Raw genomic sequence first — 15,355 nt, forward strand, 5'->3', positions numbered from 1 at the left:
ACGTCATCCCGCCTTGGCGGCGCCTGCTTCTCGCAGCGCGAGGACGATTGCGTTGCCCATCTGCGCCGTCGTTGCGGGCCGGCTACCGCCGACAAAAATGTCCGCCGTGCGCCAGCCCCGGTCCAGCACCGTTCCGACCGCGGCCTCCACGCGCAGCGCGAGCTCCGGTTCGTTCAGGCTGTAACGCAACATCATCGCGACCGAGAGGATGGTCGCAAGGGGGTTCGCGACATTCCGCCCGGCGATGTCGGGCGCTGAACCGTGAATCGGTTCGTACAGGCCGCCGCGCTCGGCATTCAGCGAAGCGGACGGCAACATGCCGATCGATCCCGTCAACATGGCGGCGGCATCCGACAGAATATCGCCGAACATGTTGTCAGCCAGCATGACGTCGAACTGCCTGGGGGCCCGCACCAGCTGCATAGCGGCATTGTCCACATACATATGGCTGAGCTGCACATCCGGATATTCAGCGGCCACGCGTTGTACGACTTCGCGCCACAACTCCGATACTTCCAGCACGTTCGCCTTGTCGACTGAACACAAACGCCTGCCGCGGCGCATGGCGATATCGAACGCCGAGCGCGCGATCCGCTCGATCTCCGATTCGCGATAAGTCAGCGTGTTGAAGCCTTCGCGTTCGCCGCTGTCCAGGGTGCGCAATCCGCGTGGCTGGCCGAAATAAATCCCGCCTGTCAGCTCCCGCACGATCATCAGGTCCAGACCCGCCACCAGCTCAGGCTTGAGCGCGGATGCGTGCGCCAGTTGCGGATACAGCAGCGCCGGGCGCAGATTCGAGAAAAATCCCAGCTCATGCCGCAGCGACAAGAGACCACGCTCCGGACGCAGCTCGCGTTCGCAACTTTCGTATTCCGGCCCTCCGACCGCGCCCAGCAGAATCGCGTCGCTTTCCCGCGCAAGCGCCAGAATTTCTTGTGGCAGCGGACGCCCGGTCGCGTCCAACGCGGCGCCGCCGATCAATCCTTGCTCGGCCTCGAAGTTGAACGCGAACTCGCGCTTGAGCACCTCAAGCACCTTAAGCGCTTCGGCGACGATTTCCGGACCGATGCCGTCACCGGCGAGAAGCAGAACCTTATGCATCATCGCGGGTGCGGGCGCCTAAAGCTAGAACAGCCAGGGCGCTGACGCGTGATGGCGCGCTTCATATGCACGGATGGTCTCGGCGTGCCGCAAAGTGAGCGCGATATGATCCAGGCCGTGCAGCAAACGATGCTTATGGGATGCATCGATATCAAAGTGTGAGCGTTGTCCGTCAGGCATTTCCACAGTCTGGTCCATAAGGTCTATCCACAATTTAAGACCATCCGTAGCCGCCACCGCACCAAAAAGCCGATCAATGGCCGCATCGTCCATGACAATCGGCAACAGGCCGTTTTTGAAACTGTTGCTGAAAAAAATGTCCGCAAAGCTCGGCGCGATCACGGCGCGGAAGCCCGCGTCGAGCAACGCCCACACCGCATGCTCGCGCGAAGAACCGCAACCGAAATTCTTGCGCGCGAGCAGAATCTGCGCGTCGCGATAACGCGGCTTGTTCAGCACGAAATCCGGATTCAGCCGGCGGGCGTCATGATCCTGACCCGGCTCGCCGGAATCCAGATAGCGCCAGTCATCGAACAGGTTCTGCCCGAAGCCGCTACGTTTGACCGATTTCAGGTACTGCTTCGGGATGATGGCGTCGGTGTCGACGTTGGCGCGGTCCAGAGGTGCGACCACGCCATGGAGAGTGCCGAACGGCTCCATCAGTAACCTTTCTTCTCCTCGGCTTTTTCATCGATGCCCTCGCCCGCGGCTTTCATGTCCTCGCCCACGCCTTCCATGGTGTTGCAGCCACTCAGAAGCGCCACGTAGGCGGCGAACAGCGTCACATATAAAACTCTCATCGTCTTTCCTCCCGTGTAGATAATGGTTACGCGCGATTTTGCAGTTCGCGCACATCGACAAAATGACCCGCGATACCCGCGGCGGCGGCCATCGCGGGACTGACCAGATGCGTACGTCCGCCGTGACCCTGACGTCCTTCAAAATTTCGGTTGGATGTCGAGGCGCAACGCTCACCCGGCGAAAGACGATCGTCGTTCATGCCCAGACACATGGAGCAACCCGGTTCGCGCCATTCAAACCCGGCCCGCATAAAAATATGGTGCAGCCCTTCGGCTTCGGCCTGCTGTTTGACGAGCCCCGACCCCGGCACGACCAGCGCCTGCTTGATTGACGTCGCCAGCCTGCGCCCATTGACGACGGCCGCGGCCGCGCGCAAATCCTCGATACGCGCATTGGTGCAGGAGCCAATGAAAATCTTGTCCAGGACGATATCGGTAATGGCGGCACCCGGCTCGAGATCCATATATTTCAGCGCGTGCCGCATGCCGTCGGCCTTGGTCGGGTCGCTCTCGGTATCCGGGTCGGGCACCCGCGCGCCCACCGGCACGACCATCTCAGGCGAGGTGCCCCAGCTGACCTGCGGCTCGATAGTGTGCGCGGCGAGGCGTACCTCGCGGTCGAACCTCGCGTTGTCATCCGATTTCAGATCCCGCCAGGCTGTAACCGCCGCGTCCCAGAGTTCGCCTTTGGGCGCGAGCGGGCGGCCGCGCAGATAATCGATGGTGGTCTGATCCACCGCCACTAAGCCTGCGCGCGCGCCGGCCTCAATGGTCATGTTGCATACCGTCATGCGCGCTTCCATCGACAGCGCGCGGATTGCATCGCCGCCGAACTCAATTGCGTAACCGGTGCCGCCCGCGGTGCCAATTTCGCCGATAATGGCGAGCATGATGTCCTTAGCGGTAACGCCGGGGCCGACGTGCCCGTCGACCATGATTCGCATATTACTGGCCTTGCGCTGGTGCAGACACTGCGTGGCAAGCACGTGTTCGACCTCGGAGGTGCCGATGCCGAAGGCGAGCGCGCCGAACGCGCCGTGCGTAGAAGTATGAGAATCCCCGCACACCACCGTCATGCCCGGCAGCGTTGCGCCCTGTTCGGGGCCGATTATGTGCACAATCCCCTGCCGCCGGTCGCTCAGGCCGTAATACCTGAGCTTATGTTGCGCCACATTCGCGTCAAGCGTCTCCAGTTGCAGGCGTGAGACCGGGTCGGCGGTGCTCAAATCCCTTACGCGGGTCGAGACGTTATGATCGGCTGTCGCCAGAATCGAGTCGGCGCGCCAGACCTTGCGTCCGGCCAGTCGCAGCCCCTCGAAGGCCTGCGGCGAGGTGACTTCGTGCAACAGGTGCCGATCGATGTACAACAGCGTCAAACCATGTTCATCGATCCGCACCACGTGGGCGTCCCACAATTTGTCGTAAAGCGTGCCGCCAGCCATTGTCCGATTGATCGTAAATTAAGACCGCGCATCATAGCTCTCCGCGCCTGCTAAGACAAAACACCGCTGCTGAAGGCGCACCTGCGCGCGCCACCGCCACGCCCATTAGTGGTTACCCAGATCCCTCGCCGCAAACCTACCGCTGGTCGGTCACGCATTGCCACTCATCGGTCGTGCCAAGATTAATGTTTCACGCGTTCCCGCTCGGCGCTATACCTACCGTGGAGCCCAATGACCGATACGTGACAATTATCAGTAGACGGCTTTCATTACCGTACCTGTCGCCAATCTAGAAGTACGACAAGCAAAACCAGGGGCTTAAATCGTTATGTGGGGAAAAAATTCATGAAAGTTATACGAGAAATGCCATGCCGCATTGCGTCCGGCTTTTTGTTCATCGCGTTCGCCTGCTCCACGCAGGCCCAGCTTACCGATATCACGCAGACACCCAATCCGATTAACGCTGGCATCGCGAAGTCGCTGCGTCAGCAGGTCGACGCCGGCCAAGGGGACGCGTTTACGCCGGGATCGTCAATCTACCTCATTAAGCGCGATCCCGCGCGCTCGGTGCGGCGCGGGCGTCAGCTCTTCCAGCGCACCTTCACCAAAAATCAGGGGTTCGGTCCGCGCGTGAACGACGACTCAATCGGCGATATCACGGTCATGCGTAACCTGGGCGCGGGATTATCGAATAGCTGCGCGGCCTGTCATGGACGCCCGCGAGGTTCGGCCGGGTTCGGTGGCGATGTGGTAACGCGCCCCGACAGTCGCGATGCCCCTCACCTGTTCGGCGCCGGGCTTGTAGAAATGCTGGGCGACGAGATCACCCATGATCTGCGCAGTATCCGGGGCCAGGCAGTGCAACGTGCCAAAACTTCAGCACGGTCCGTCACGCAGCGACTGCAAAGTAAAGGCATCGACTACGGCCAGATCACGGTCTGTCCGGATGGCGATGTAGATACCTCGCAAGTGCAAGGCGTAAACCCGGATCTTCGCGTTCGCCCCTTCTTCGCCCATGGTGCATCGTTCGCACTTCGCGAGTTCATCGTCGGCGCCTTCAAGGACGAAATGGGGCTGGAATCTCCCGATACAATCCTTTGTCGGGCCACCGATCCGGCCAATGCGGTGGCGGTGACAAGCCCCTCTGGCATGGTTTTCGACCCCGCGCTTGACAGCATGGTGCGCCCGCCCGTATGCGATCGCAGCGAAGATGGAGATTTCGACCTCGCGGTCAATGAGATCGATCCGGCGGTGGTCGACCATATGGAATTCTACTGTTGAACTACTTCAAGCCCGGCACGGGTGAAGTCACACAGCAGTCTCAACAGGGCCTAAAACTGATGGAGCGGATCGGATGCACGAGCTGTCATGTCCAGGACCTCCGCATCGAGCGCGACCGGCGCATAGCCGACGTAGAAACACGTTTCGATCCGGCAAGGGGAATCTTCAATCGCCTGTATGCAACGGCCACGACCTTGTTCAAGATCGTAGAGGACGGCGATCAGTACCCGCAACTGCTGCCCAAGGGAAAGCCATTTCTCGTAGAGAATATCTTCGCTGACTTCAAGCGACACGATCTGGGGCCGGCCTTTCACGAGCGGGAATATGACGGGTCGTTAGTCACGGAATTCGTGACCGAGCCGCTGTGGGGCGTGGGCAGCACCCCATCATATGGTCATGACGGGCGCAGCATCAACCTGGAGGAAGTCATTATGCGTCATGGCGGCGAAGCGCAGGAAACTCGCGACGCCTTCGCGTCCTTGAACTGGCTCAACCAGCGCAAGATCCTCGTATTCCTCGAGACTTTGGTCATCTTCCCGCCAGACGATACAGCGTCCAACCTGAATCCAGGCGTACCGGGCACCGTCAGTCCGCAGAATCCTTCAGAGCACGGCAGCATCAACCTGGGCGCGCTTTTTCAGATCCCATCGGAAGGTCGAGAGTAAGCTCGGTCACAGGGCGCGTCGGGCAAGCGCCTTCCAATCGAGACGCAACTTGTGGCCGGGGGCAACGCCGAGTTCGACGAGCCGGCCCCCGGCTATTTCCAGCACAAAAAGCACCGGAAAGCGACTCGAATAATGCGGCAACCGCGCTTCGTATTCGGCGTCGCTTTCTCCCGCTCTGCGTGGCGATTCCGGTGGCATGGTGTACGTAACAAGCACTTGGCCGTCCGCATCCAGAAACGCTACGTCGATAGGCACCCAACTGTCGCGCATGAACGCCGCGACGATCTCTGGTTTCGGCAACACCATCAGCATTCCTTGACGCGGATCGATAAACCTGCGCCCGCCTAGACCCCTGCCGCACTCGCGGAATCGAGCGCGAGATCAAGCGTGAGCCTTTCCTTTGCGATCGCAAACTGCACCGTCTCGCGCGATTCCGTCTCGACCGCATGCTCTCCCGCCGCCACCAAGCAGAAAATCACCATGCATTGAACCATGGGTCTCATGCAACGCCCGCCAGGCTTGTCTGGCATCGCGCTCTCAGGAACATGGATCGACGGCAAAAACATAGTTACGGATTTGCTAGGCGTGTAAGAACTCGCCGCAAGCCGTTTATCGATAGATAATTTCTCGGCGTAATGGAGCAAGCCTAGCGAGCAAACGATTCTGCGTTGCCTCAGGAAGGTTGAGGCGCGCCATCGCCTCCTGTAGGTTCTCTACTCCGGCGTTGAACTGAGCCTCAGTGATGTTCAAGCCACCGTGCACGACGTCCATGGGATCGCCCGTGTATTCGCACGGTCCGCCGCTCAGCACGCAGATGTACTCGACCAGTTTTTCCCGAAGATGCGGTATATCACTGTGGGCGAAGACCGGCCCCACGCGACTGTCGTTGGCGCATACTTCGAGATAGCCATCCACCAGCCCCGCTATGCCGCCTTGTTTGACCAGGCCCTGGAAGAGAGCGTCATCAGCCGCTTGCGCCGATGAGTAACCTGTCAGCCCAACTGCCAACGATAGGACTAATACATTTAGTAGCGCAGGTTTTGACCGTAGCATGTCATCTCACTCCAGTAAGGTTCAGTAGCTCGCTTCCACGGACAAATACAAGCCAGTCTGGCGGCCAAGGCCGGCGATAGTCCCGAGGTCGGCATACGCCGCCACGAAAGAAAGATGCTTGTTGGGAAAGTAGCCGATGAACACATCCCACCAGTCTTCTTCGCGCGCGAAAGCGAGGTTGTCGGGCTTCTGCCGATACTCCACGCCGAGCGCCGTGAAGCGGTCGAGTAATACGGCGACGCTACCTTCGAATACCAGGTCACGCCCACCTTTGCCGCCACCAAACCCCAGTAGTCCAAGCTGATTCGCCTCGGTAGAGCGCACTGTCGTATTCAACAACAGGTTGCGGCCGGCAAGGGCGCCGAGAAACAGCTTGCTGGCGGCGAGGTAAACGTCAACGCCGCTGTCGTCTTCCGCGCCGACGGCGTTCGGAATGTCGAAATCCAGATTATGTTTGTATTGCGCGCCGAGCGAGATCTGCGGCCAGGGCGTGTAAATCAAATCGCCCAGAAGCCGCAACTTGGCGCCAAAGATATTCTGCCGCAGCACCGCGTCGGGTTGCTCCAGCATGACGCCTAACGTGCCGAGATCGAATTCCTGACGCGCGAACGAGAGCTCGACACGGTTGAATAACGTAATCCCCCCACCCAGCACATCAAGAGTGTAATCGCCGGTGTCGACGCGCGAAATGGCGAACGCGCTGCCGTATTCGTCGCGCGTACCGTAACCCGCGAGCACCGCCCACGGCACCAGCCCCCCGCCCGCGGAGCCCTCGATCTGCAACGCACCGCCGGTGGCCAGCAGACGGCCATCCGCCTGCGCGGCCGGCAAACAAGCCAGCGCAATCGATAAATGAAACAAGTAACCGGCAACGCAAAGCATCCGCCGACATATCATTTTTGCCTCCCCAATATTCACAGGACCTTTATGCGCGAAATCTCTGTGGCGGGCGGCGCACTGGCAGTCCGTAGTTGTTCGTATTGCTTGAACCACGCGATAAACTCAATCAGCGGTAGCGCTTTGCTGATGTGGAACCCCTGCGCCATGTCACAGCTATAACTCCGCAACAACTTCAGGGATTCCTCGCTTTCCACGCCCTCGGCCACCACGCGCAGCCCCATGTTGTGGCCCAGATCGATGGTGGATTTCACGATCACCGCGTCGCTGGTGTTGTTCATCAGGTCCAGCACGAAGGACTTATCGATCTTCAGTTCATGTACCGGCAGGCGTTTCAGGTGCGAAAGCGAGGAATAGCCGGTGCCGAAGTCGTCGATCGACAGCCGCACGCCACATTTATCCAGGCTTTCCAGCATGAGGATAATTTTGCCCGAGTCGCGCATGACCGAGCTTTCGGTAACTTCCAGGGTCAGGTGTCCGGGTTCGAGACCGTGTTCTCGCAACCGCCCCTCCACGATCGACGGCAGATCCACGCTGGTCAGGTCCGTGACGGAGATATTGATCGCCACGCCCACCTCGATGCCCTCGCGACGCCACACGCTGCAATCGCGCACCACTGTGTCCAGCAGCCAATGGGTCAGTGCCCGGATATGTCCAGACTGCTCGGCCAGCGGGATAAACTCGTCCGGCGGTACCATACCGTAGCGCGGATGTCGCCAGCGCATTAGCGCCTCCACTTGCGTGACCGCACGCGTGCCGAGCTCGATCTTGGGCTGGTAATGCACCACCAGCTCGTTATTGGGCGCCGCGCGGCGCAGATCGTTGACCAGCGCCAGTCGGTGCAAGTGCTCTTCCTCGCGGCCCGCCTTATAAGCGGTAGGCGATTGTCGCGTCCGTTTGCCTTCGTACATGGCGATGTCCGCGCGGCGAAGCAAGGCTTCCGCGTCCTCGCCATGATCGGGATACACGGACACACCGATACTGACTTCCGTCACCACTTCAACCGTGCCTAGTTTCACGGGCTCGGCCATGACCGCTTTCAGTTTCGCTCCCACGAGCAGGGCCGCTTCCAGATTCTGGCCTTCCACCAGAGTGAGAAACTCATCGCCGCCCAGTCGCGCCACCGTGTCGCTGGCGCGCACCGTGGCGCGCAGGCGCCGACCCAGCTCGATCAGCAACTGATCGCCGGTGTGATGCCCGAGGAGTGTGTCGTTGATCTCCTTGAAGCGATCCACATCTATCATCAACACACCCACCGTATTGCCATTGCGGCGCGCGTGCTCGATAGCCGAGCGCAGCCGGTCATGGGCCAGCGCGCGATTCGGCAAACCTGTAAGTGTGTCGTGAAACGCCTGATGCGCGATCCTGTCCTCGCGTTCGGCAATCGCGCTCTGCATCGTGTTCAACGACGTTGCGAGGGCCCCCAGCTCATCCGAGCGCTGTATCTCGACGGTGTGCCGATAATCACCCTGCGCGATTCGCTGCGTGGCGGTGACCAGCCGATTCAGCGGTCGTGCTACCCCATGCGCCAAAATAAAAGCCGCAACCAGCGCAACACCCAGCGCCAGCAGCGAAATCAGGACCAGTCGATTGCCAAGGGCGCGAAACTGCCCACCGTGCTCAAGCGGAATTTGCAGCACCGCGCCGACCTCGTGCCGGCCGCCAGCTTCCAAGGGTATCTTCAACGTCAGATATTCCGCGTCTCGCAGATGCATGACGTAAGGTTCGCTGACCTCGGCGTTCGTGCCCAGGGTGCTCGCCAGCGCATCGCGCAGCGGAGGCACCAAAGTGGAAGGTAATGGCATAACAGCATTGCGGCCGCGCTTGCCGTAACCGACAAAGGATATCTCCAGCCCGGTGAGCGCCTTGAGTATCGCGACGAGCGTCTCGTCCATCACGAAGCCCATGACCGCCCACGCAACACGCTCCGGGGCCTCCACCGGCACCGCCATTAGCTGATGCGGCGCGCCGCCGAACACCACCGTCGCCCGCGCGAATGGTGTGTCCTCGGCTTCTCGTATCAGCTCGGACAGCACTGGGTAAATCGGGCTGCCGGGTAACTCCACGATGGTCGAGGCCACGACCTCGCCCTCCAGCGAGAGCACCAGCGCCTCGCTCGCGCCGATGCGCTTGTTGTAATTCTCCAGCGCCGAGCGGATGGTCGGTACGTCACCGGTCGCCACCGCCTCCTTGAATCCGAAGTCGCTGGCCGCCTGCCGCACGGCATAGAGCAACTGCTCGTCGCGCTCGCGCATTGATTGGGCGAATACTCGCGCGCCGGTCTCCAGGCTGACTTCCGCATGCTCGATCATGCTGGCGCGGATTGCGGAGTACACGACCACGAAGATCGGCGCCAGCACGCAAGCGATCACGCACGCCAGCGCCGCGAGAATTCGCGTTCGAAAACTCAAGGCCCTCATTGTCTCCAGCGCTTGAACTTATCTTCCACGGAAGGGACGGATGACGTGGGTTGAGAGTTTTGGGGCGCTGAGCGCATCTCCAGCGAGTAGACCCGCGCCAGCGCGGAGACATCGACTGGCGCCGTCTCCATCACTTGCGGCGTGCGCGACCTGGCCTGTGGATGCCATAACGTAACTTCGTAACGGCCGGCCGGCAATCCCTCGATATCCACCTTGCCTTGCGCATCAGCCTTGCCGAAATAAGGCGTGTCGGCGACGTAGATATATCCCAGCATCCAGTCGTGGATATTGCAGCCCAGCACCACCACACCCGGCTGGTCGAATATGATTGGCGCGGAGGGCGTGTCCTTGTACAGCGGCAGTTTGAATCGCTTGGGCGCGGAGAATGAGTAGACGCTGTGGCGGATGTCGTCGCTGTTGGGAAATTTTACCAGAGTACCAAGCCGCACCGGCAGCACGTAGGGGTCGAAGCGCCGGTTGCGCTGATCCATGCTGGCGCGGGGCGTATCCGCCACCGCGGGCGGGGTGAAGTCCAGGGCATGCAGCGACAGCACGGCGTCCGCCACGGGCGCGCCTTCAGCATCGGTGATCCGCGCCTCGAAGGCACCAGCGGCCAGACATGGCATCAAGATCAACGGCTGCGCCAGCCAGACCAACGTCCCGGCAATAGTGGTGATACGGTTGATGACCGGCGTCCTCCGCTGCTCAGGCGGACGAATTTAACCAACCGGCGGCGGGAGCGTCTGACGGTAATGGACGAAGGACTCGATATGACCGACCAGCGGTCAGAGGATTTTCAGTACGCGACGCAGCCCGCCCGTAACGCAGCCGCGCGAATGTTCGCAGAGGGCGCGGGTTTTACGGAGTCGTTATGGAGAGTTTCTGGATGACTCGGCGACGAATCAGTTATCGCTGTAGCAGCCCGCTACCGCGAGCGCGTTGCCGGCCTTGATGGTCTGATATTTTTCCCAGAACGCTGCGTCTATAGCCATCAGCGACTCCTCTGTCGCAGAATCGCGGTAACGTGACATCTGACCGGGGCCGCCGTTGTACATGGCATAGGCCGCCCGCGCCAGGTTCTGGATGTCGCCGCTCACTATGTCTTCTTTTTTCGCGATCGCATAATCGATCAGATAGTGGCGCAGGATGTCGGCGCCCGCGCGGGCGTTATAACCGATGTCCCACTGCAGACCGTTGAGGTCGTAAAAGCCGCGCCAGACGTGCTGGTTAATCTGCATGACGCCGATCGACCCCGTGCCCGAGCTGATCGGGACGTATTTATCGCCGCGCTCCACGAACTGGCGCCAGCAGCTTTCCTGCCAGGCGGTGGCCAGCACCAGCGGTTCGAACAATGGCCGGTACCCGGACGCTATTTCGCCCTCGCTCAACACATCGCGCGCCACCAGGGCCAGCAACTCCTTAACTATCGGCAGGTATTCGTCTAGGTCGTCAAGGCCAGGCAGCCAGCCGGTGAGGCGCTCGACCAGTGCATCGTATCGGCTGTCCGCGGCGTACGCCGACGGGATGAGCGACAGCCCGCTTAAGTCCAGTCCGATCGGACGGCGGCGGGGCGGCGGCAGCGGCGCGCCGAAACCCAACGCGCGGCGCAGTTCCGGATCGACTTGAATGCTGTAGTCCAGCGCCTCTATGGGAAGATCGGGGGCCGCGATGCGCGCCATGCGCCGCAGCGCATCCGCCGATAAGGTAAAGCCGAGATTCGGCGCGAGCCGATCCAGGATCTGCAACGCGTCGCCCGCGGCAATGAAACTCAGCCAGCGTAGCGCGGAGTCAGGTGGCAGCCCGCTGCTTTGCGCGCGCAACGCCGGAGCCAGGCGCGACCAGGTAGATACAAACAGGCGCCGCACCGGGTCAACACCGTCCGAGGGCGACGCCGCGAGGATATCGAGCACATCCTGCCGCGCCTGCAGCAATACCGCGAGCAGTTCCGCGCGCAGTTCCAATGACGCATTCGCGCTCGCGCGCTTGATCAGCGTGGTCACGAAAGAGTCCCAATGGTGGGAAGCCTGCCGCCATCGCCGCAGTTCCTCGCCGAACAGGGCCGGTTCCGCGCGATCAGGCGCCGGCGTGACCGCCAGGCCGTCCGGCGCCTCTATCCTGACGCCCAACGTGAGTGCGCCATTACCCGCCTCGACATGTGACAGTGCGATTGAATCCAGCAGTTCGCGCACCAGCGCCTCGTCATGCGGAAATACGACCGGCAGCAACGACTCCAGCTCCGCGAGCGCCGGGGTTAAATCCAGTTGCAGGCGTTCCATGCGTGGATGCACATGGCTTTTTACCTGGTCCCACAAGGTGCCGGCGACACTGGCGCTGCTACCGTCCGCGGCGTAAATGTTGGACTCGACGACCCGAAACTCGACCGTGCCGGCCGCGGCGTCGAGCACCGGCTCTTCGAAAACCTCCACGAAGCCGGTCCAGTCGAGTATCGTCAGGCAGCGTGCCCCTAGCACCGTACCCACCCGCGCCTCGCCCGCGCTGATCACCTGCACGACGCCGGCGCGAACATCGACTTGCGGATCGGAAAGCGTAAGGTAATTACAACCGCTGCCGTCGTCCCACGCGCGCGCGACGCCGTCGGCATCCGTGTACACCTGACTAACGAGAAACTGACGGATCAGTTCCTCGTTAAAGCGCACCGGGATGTCGGCCTCACGCGCCTGGGCGACGGTCGTCACCCAGCACAAGACGATCACAATGAGTAGGTTTTCGGCAACACGCAGGAAAGGCGGATTAATCATTATGGTTGTTACTGATCGCTTGGTACCCTCGCGCGTCCGAATCTTAAGGTCAAAATCGACGGCGCGCGCCTCTTATTGTTTTTGTTTACAAACATTTATTGTTTACAAACATTTACCACTATTTATAAACACACCGCATGCGTCGCCATTGATACATTAAAAAAGCCCGCACTGCAAAGCAGGAGGCGGGCATTGTCGGCACGCTGGAGGAAAATGGATTACTAACTGATTTATTGCCGGTGCGCAAAACGTGCCAACTTTATTAATCTTCAGATTCATAAACTTATCTTGTTACAAGTCCAGACAGAGCTATTTTATTGCACTGCAACGTAGCCGCCGCGCGCCGCAATGGTGCAGAGTGCGGCCGGTGACGACTAGCGTGAATAGTGCCCCGAAAGAAAAGGCAAAGCCTATTAGCCCTAGGGAGACTCTGATTTATTAGCTGATGTTGTGATAATAGGGATTCGATAATAGGAATTATTGAATCACGCCACTCGGAGTTTTGACTGATGCGCCAGCGAACGTTTGCCGCGGATGATTTTGAGACCTATCGCAAGTCCACGCGGCGAGAACGCTTTCTGGATTGAGATGGAGCGGGTGGTGCCGTGGGCTGAATTGTGTGCGTTGATCGAGCCGGTGTATCCGTGTGAGCCCGTGGGTGCGGGCCGTCGGCCGGTGGGTCTTGAGCGGATGCGTATCTACTTTATCCAGCAGTGGTTCAATCTGTCGGATCCGGCGGTGGAGGAGGCGCTGTACGACAGCCGCGCGCTGCGGGCGTTTGTCGGCATTGATCTGGGGTGAGAGCCGGCGCCGGATGAGACCACGGTGTGCAAATTCCGTCACCTGCTGGAAGCCCATAATTTGGGTGAGCGGCTGTTTGCGGCCGTGGGTGAGCACCTGCAAGCGCAGGGTTTGCGGATCAGCACCGGCACCATCGTCGATGCCACGATCATCAACGCACCGGCCTCGACCAAGAACCGAGCGCAACAACGCGATCCCGAGATGCACCAGACGAAGAGGGGCAACCAGTGGGACAACGGCCATGAAGGCGCATCTCGGCACGGATAGCAAGACCACGCTCATTCATGCGGTCGTGGCCACGGCTGCGAACGTGCACGATTCTCAGCTGCTCACCGATTTGTTGCATGGCGCGGAGACGCGGGTGTGGGGCGATGCGGCGTATGCCGGCCAGGGCGACGTGATCCGTGCATGTGCAGAGACTGTAATTCAAATTGTGTAACTGCTTATTTGCCCAATAGCCTGAGATTAGGAGGATATGGACCATGAGCAGTATGATCGATCGAGAAAAGCTTGAAGCGATGGCCAAGGAATTGGCCATGGACATTAGGACGGAGAAGGATCTGTCGGATTTGAGCCGTGCGCTCATGAAGCTGACGGTGGAGACCGCGCTGGGCGCGGAGCTGGAAGCCCATCTGGGCTACGCCAAGCATGACCCCAGCGGGCGCAACTCCGGCAACAGCCGCAACGGCGTCAGCAGCAAGCGTCTGCAAGGCGCCCATGGCGAAGTCGAGATCGACACCCCACGGGATCGCAACGGCGATTTCGAGCCCATGCTGGTGCGCAAGTGGCAGACTCGGCTGACCCAGTTCGATGACCAGATTCTGTCGCTGTATGCCAAGGGCATGAGCACGCGCGATATCGTCGCGGCCTTCCAGGAGATGTATGGCGCACAGGTCTCGCCGACCCTGGTTTCCAAGGTGACCGAGTCGGTGCTGGAGCGGGTCGTGGCGTGGCAATCGCGCCCACTGGATGAGCTTTATCCGAGCGTCTATCTGGACTGCATCGTGGTGAAAGTGCGCCAGGACAAGCGGGTGATCAACAAGGCCGTGTACCTGGCGCTCGGCATCAACCTGGAGGGCAACAAGGAGTTGCTGGGACTGTGGCTGGCCGCGACCGAGGGGGCCAAATTAAAGAGGTCAGGCTCAGTATTTCTGATAGCTCGCGGGCATGCCCCGCCGCATCCGAATTCATCTGGACGGTATTCCCTTGCACGTTGTGGCGCGTAGCCACAACCGCGAGCACTGCTTCTTCTGCGAGGAAGACTACACCGTTTAACCTTACTGGCTGGGCAAAGCGCTTAACGAATGCGGCTGCGAGCTCCATGCCCACGCTTTGATGACTAACCAAGTACACCTGCTGCTTACACCGCGGAAGGCGGCAACAGTGCCGAAGCTCATCATTCCCTGGGACGGCGCTATGTGCAGTACATCAACCGTAGCTACCGGCGTACCGACACTTGGTGGGACAGCCGCTACAATCCCAAGCTGTGCAAGCGAATTACCTGCTGGCCTGTCAGCGTTACATCGAACTCAACCCGGGCCGCGATGGTGGACGATCCGGCCCACTATCGCTGGAGTAGTTACCGGAATAATGCGCTGGTAGAAACGGATCCTCGGCTCACATGTCACCCACTGTATCAATCGCTTGCCAGCAGCGATAATCGTGCCCTCTTTCGAACAGAGCCGGATCAAATAGCTGTCGATGACATCCGCCTGGCACTGAACCAGAATCAGCCCGTTGGCAACGAGCGATTTCTCGCCAGGATTGAGAGAATGACGGGCATCCGTCGCGAGGCCGGTCGTGCGGCAGGCCACGGCTGGAGCCGGGTGCTAAAAGTACCGCAATGGAGGGAGCTGGGGCTGTGAGAATTTTCGAGCTTGGCTCCTTTGGTTCGCAAACCCTGCCATGAGCGCGTCGCTGGGGCGAGGAGTTTCCGCCATCGTCGAAGGTACTGAAAACGATATCCAACGCCCCTTAGAACAACGCCTCAAGCTGATGTGGATCGTCGCCTAGCAGGCTGTTGAAAATCACTCTGAAATGCGATGAACCATCTATCTGAACGGGTTTGCCGATGGGCGAGAACAGCCGCTTCGGTGTGATTGCTGCGGATCGCGTTGATGTTCATCGATTCATGGT

General features: G+C 60.2%; 17 protein-coding genes and 1 pseudogene. 7 read left to right on the forward strand and 11 right to left on the reverse strand.

What is annotated here, in order from left to right; all coding sequences use genetic code 11:
* Positions 1-3: 3 nt before the first annotated feature.
* From leuB to leuC, 4 genes are read right to left on the reverse strand one after another with little or no spacing between them, the layout of a single operon-like run.
* Positions 4-1,104: a 3-isopropylmalate dehydrogenase gene (gene leuB / locus H0V34_01980; GenBank protein ID MBA2490506.1), complete on the reverse strand. Its 1,101-nt coding sequence runs from the start codon at positions 1,102-1,104 to the stop codon at positions 4-6.
* Between the two features lie 21 nt (positions 1,105-1,125).
* Positions 1,126-1,761, reverse strand: coding sequence for a 3-isopropylmalate dehydratase small subunit (gene leuD / locus H0V34_01985; protein MBA2490507.1), 636 nt, complete (start codon positions 1,759-1,761; stop codon positions 1,126-1,128).
* Positions 1,761-1,901: an entericidin A/B family lipoprotein gene (locus H0V34_01990; GenBank protein ID MBA2490508.1), complete on the reverse strand. Its 141-nt coding sequence runs from the start codon at positions 1,899-1,901 to the stop codon at positions 1,761-1,763. The genes leuD and H0V34_01990 overlap by 1 nt, the downstream gene beginning before the upstream one ends.
* 26 nt (positions 1,902-1,927) lie before the next feature.
* Positions 1,928-3,343, reverse strand: coding sequence for a 3-isopropylmalate dehydratase large subunit (gene leuC / locus H0V34_01995; protein MBA2490509.1), 1,416 nt, complete (start codon positions 3,341-3,343; stop codon positions 1,928-1,930).
* A 345-nt stretch (positions 3,344-3,688) separates the two neighbouring features.
* Here leuC and H0V34_02000 point away from each other — a divergent pair, with 345 nt between their 5' ends.
* Both H0V34_02000 and H0V34_02005 read left to right on the forward strand, forming a co-directional pair.
* On the forward strand, positions 3,689-4,624 hold the full coding sequence (locus H0V34_02000; protein MBA2490510.1) for a hypothetical protein: 936 nt from the start codon (positions 3,689-3,691) through the stop codon (positions 4,622-4,624).
* On the forward strand, positions 4,621-5,289 hold the full coding sequence (locus H0V34_02005) for a hypothetical protein (protein MBA2490511.1): 669 nt from the start codon (positions 4,621-4,623) through the stop codon (positions 5,287-5,289). Before H0V34_02000 ends, H0V34_02005 begins: the two co-directional genes overlap by 4 nt.
* Positions 5,290-5,295: 6 nt before the next feature.
* Here H0V34_02005 and H0V34_02010 read toward each other — a convergent pair whose 3' ends face one another.
* The 7 genes from H0V34_02010 to H0V34_02040 all read right to left on the reverse strand — a co-directional run bounded on the left by H0V34_02010 (position 5,296) and on the right by H0V34_02040 (position 12,418).
* Entirely contained in the window at positions 5,296-5,619 is a 324-nt protein-coding gene (locus H0V34_02010; GenBank protein ID MBA2490512.1) for a DUF192 domain-containing protein, read from the reverse strand.
* Between the two features lie 14 nt (positions 5,620-5,633).
* The gene (locus tag H0V34_02015) at positions 5,634-5,792 is read right to left on the reverse strand and encodes a hypothetical protein (protein ID MBA2490513.1); all 159 of its coding nucleotides are present in this window, start codon (positions 5,790-5,792) and stop codon (positions 5,634-5,636) included.
* Positions 5,793-5,898: 106 nt separating this feature from the next.
* A complete protein-coding gene (locus H0V34_02020; GenBank protein MBA2490514.1) occupies positions 5,899-6,297 on the reverse strand; it encodes a group 1 truncated hemoglobin in 399 nt (132 codons plus the stop codon).
* A gap of 66 nt (positions 6,298-6,363) precedes the next feature.
* On the reverse strand, positions 6,364-7,224 hold the full coding sequence (locus H0V34_02025) for a DUF3034 family protein (protein MBA2490515.1): 861 nt from the start codon (positions 7,222-7,224) through the stop codon (positions 6,364-6,366).
* A gap of 32 nt (positions 7,225-7,256) precedes the next feature.
* Positions 7,257-9,650 (reverse strand): EAL domain-containing protein, encoded by a 2,394-nt coding sequence (locus H0V34_02030; protein MBA2490516.1) that lies wholly within the window; start codon positions 9,648-9,650, stop codon positions 7,257-7,259.
* Between the two features lie 5 nt (positions 9,651-9,655).
* Positions 9,656-10,315 (reverse strand): methylamine utilization protein, encoded by a 660-nt coding sequence (locus H0V34_02035; protein MBA2490517.1) that lies wholly within the window; start codon positions 10,313-10,315, stop codon positions 9,656-9,658.
* Between the two features lie 246 nt (positions 10,316-10,561).
* Complete coding sequence (locus H0V34_02040) at positions 10,562-12,418, reverse strand: lytic transglycosylase domain-containing protein (protein MBA2490518.1); 1,857 nt, start codon at positions 12,416-12,418, stop codon at positions 10,562-10,564.
* A 540-nt stretch (positions 12,419-12,958) separates the two neighbouring features.
* Between H0V34_02040 and H0V34_02045 the strand changes: the two genes are divergently transcribed.
* The 5 genes and pseudogenes from H0V34_02045 (at position 12,959) to H0V34_02065 (ending at position 15,084) form a co-directional block, all read left to right on the forward strand.
* Positions 12,959-13,219 carry a transposase gene (locus tag H0V34_02045; protein ID MBA2490519.1) on the forward strand — a complete coding sequence of 87 codons (261 nt, stop codon included), beginning with the start codon at positions 12,959-12,961 and terminating at the stop codon, positions 13,217-13,219.
* A 24-nt stretch (positions 13,220-13,243) separates the two neighbouring features.
* Positions 13,244-13,486 (forward strand): hypothetical protein, encoded by a 243-nt coding sequence (locus H0V34_02050; protein MBA2490520.1) that lies wholly within the window; start codon positions 13,244-13,246, stop codon positions 13,484-13,486.
* Positions 13,461-13,658: a transposase gene (locus tag H0V34_02055; GenBank protein MBA2490521.1), complete on the forward strand. Its 198-nt coding sequence runs from the start codon at positions 13,461-13,463 to the stop codon at positions 13,656-13,658. The genes H0V34_02050 and H0V34_02055 overlap by 26 nt, the downstream gene beginning before the upstream one ends.
* A gap of 52 nt (positions 13,659-13,710) precedes the next feature.
* A pseudogene (locus tag H0V34_02060) lies at positions 13,711-14,346 on the forward strand (IS256 family transposase).
* 291 nt (positions 14,347-14,637) lie between these two features.
* Positions 14,638-15,084, forward strand: coding sequence for a transposase (locus H0V34_02065; GenBank protein MBA2490522.1), 447 nt, complete (start codon positions 14,638-14,640; stop codon positions 15,082-15,084).
* Positions 15,085-15,355 lie beyond the last annotated feature (271 nt).

The organism is Gammaproteobacteria bacterium (assembly GCA_013696315.1).
Lineage (GTDB): Bacteria > Pseudomonadota > Gammaproteobacteria > JACCYU01 > JACCYU01 > JACCYU01.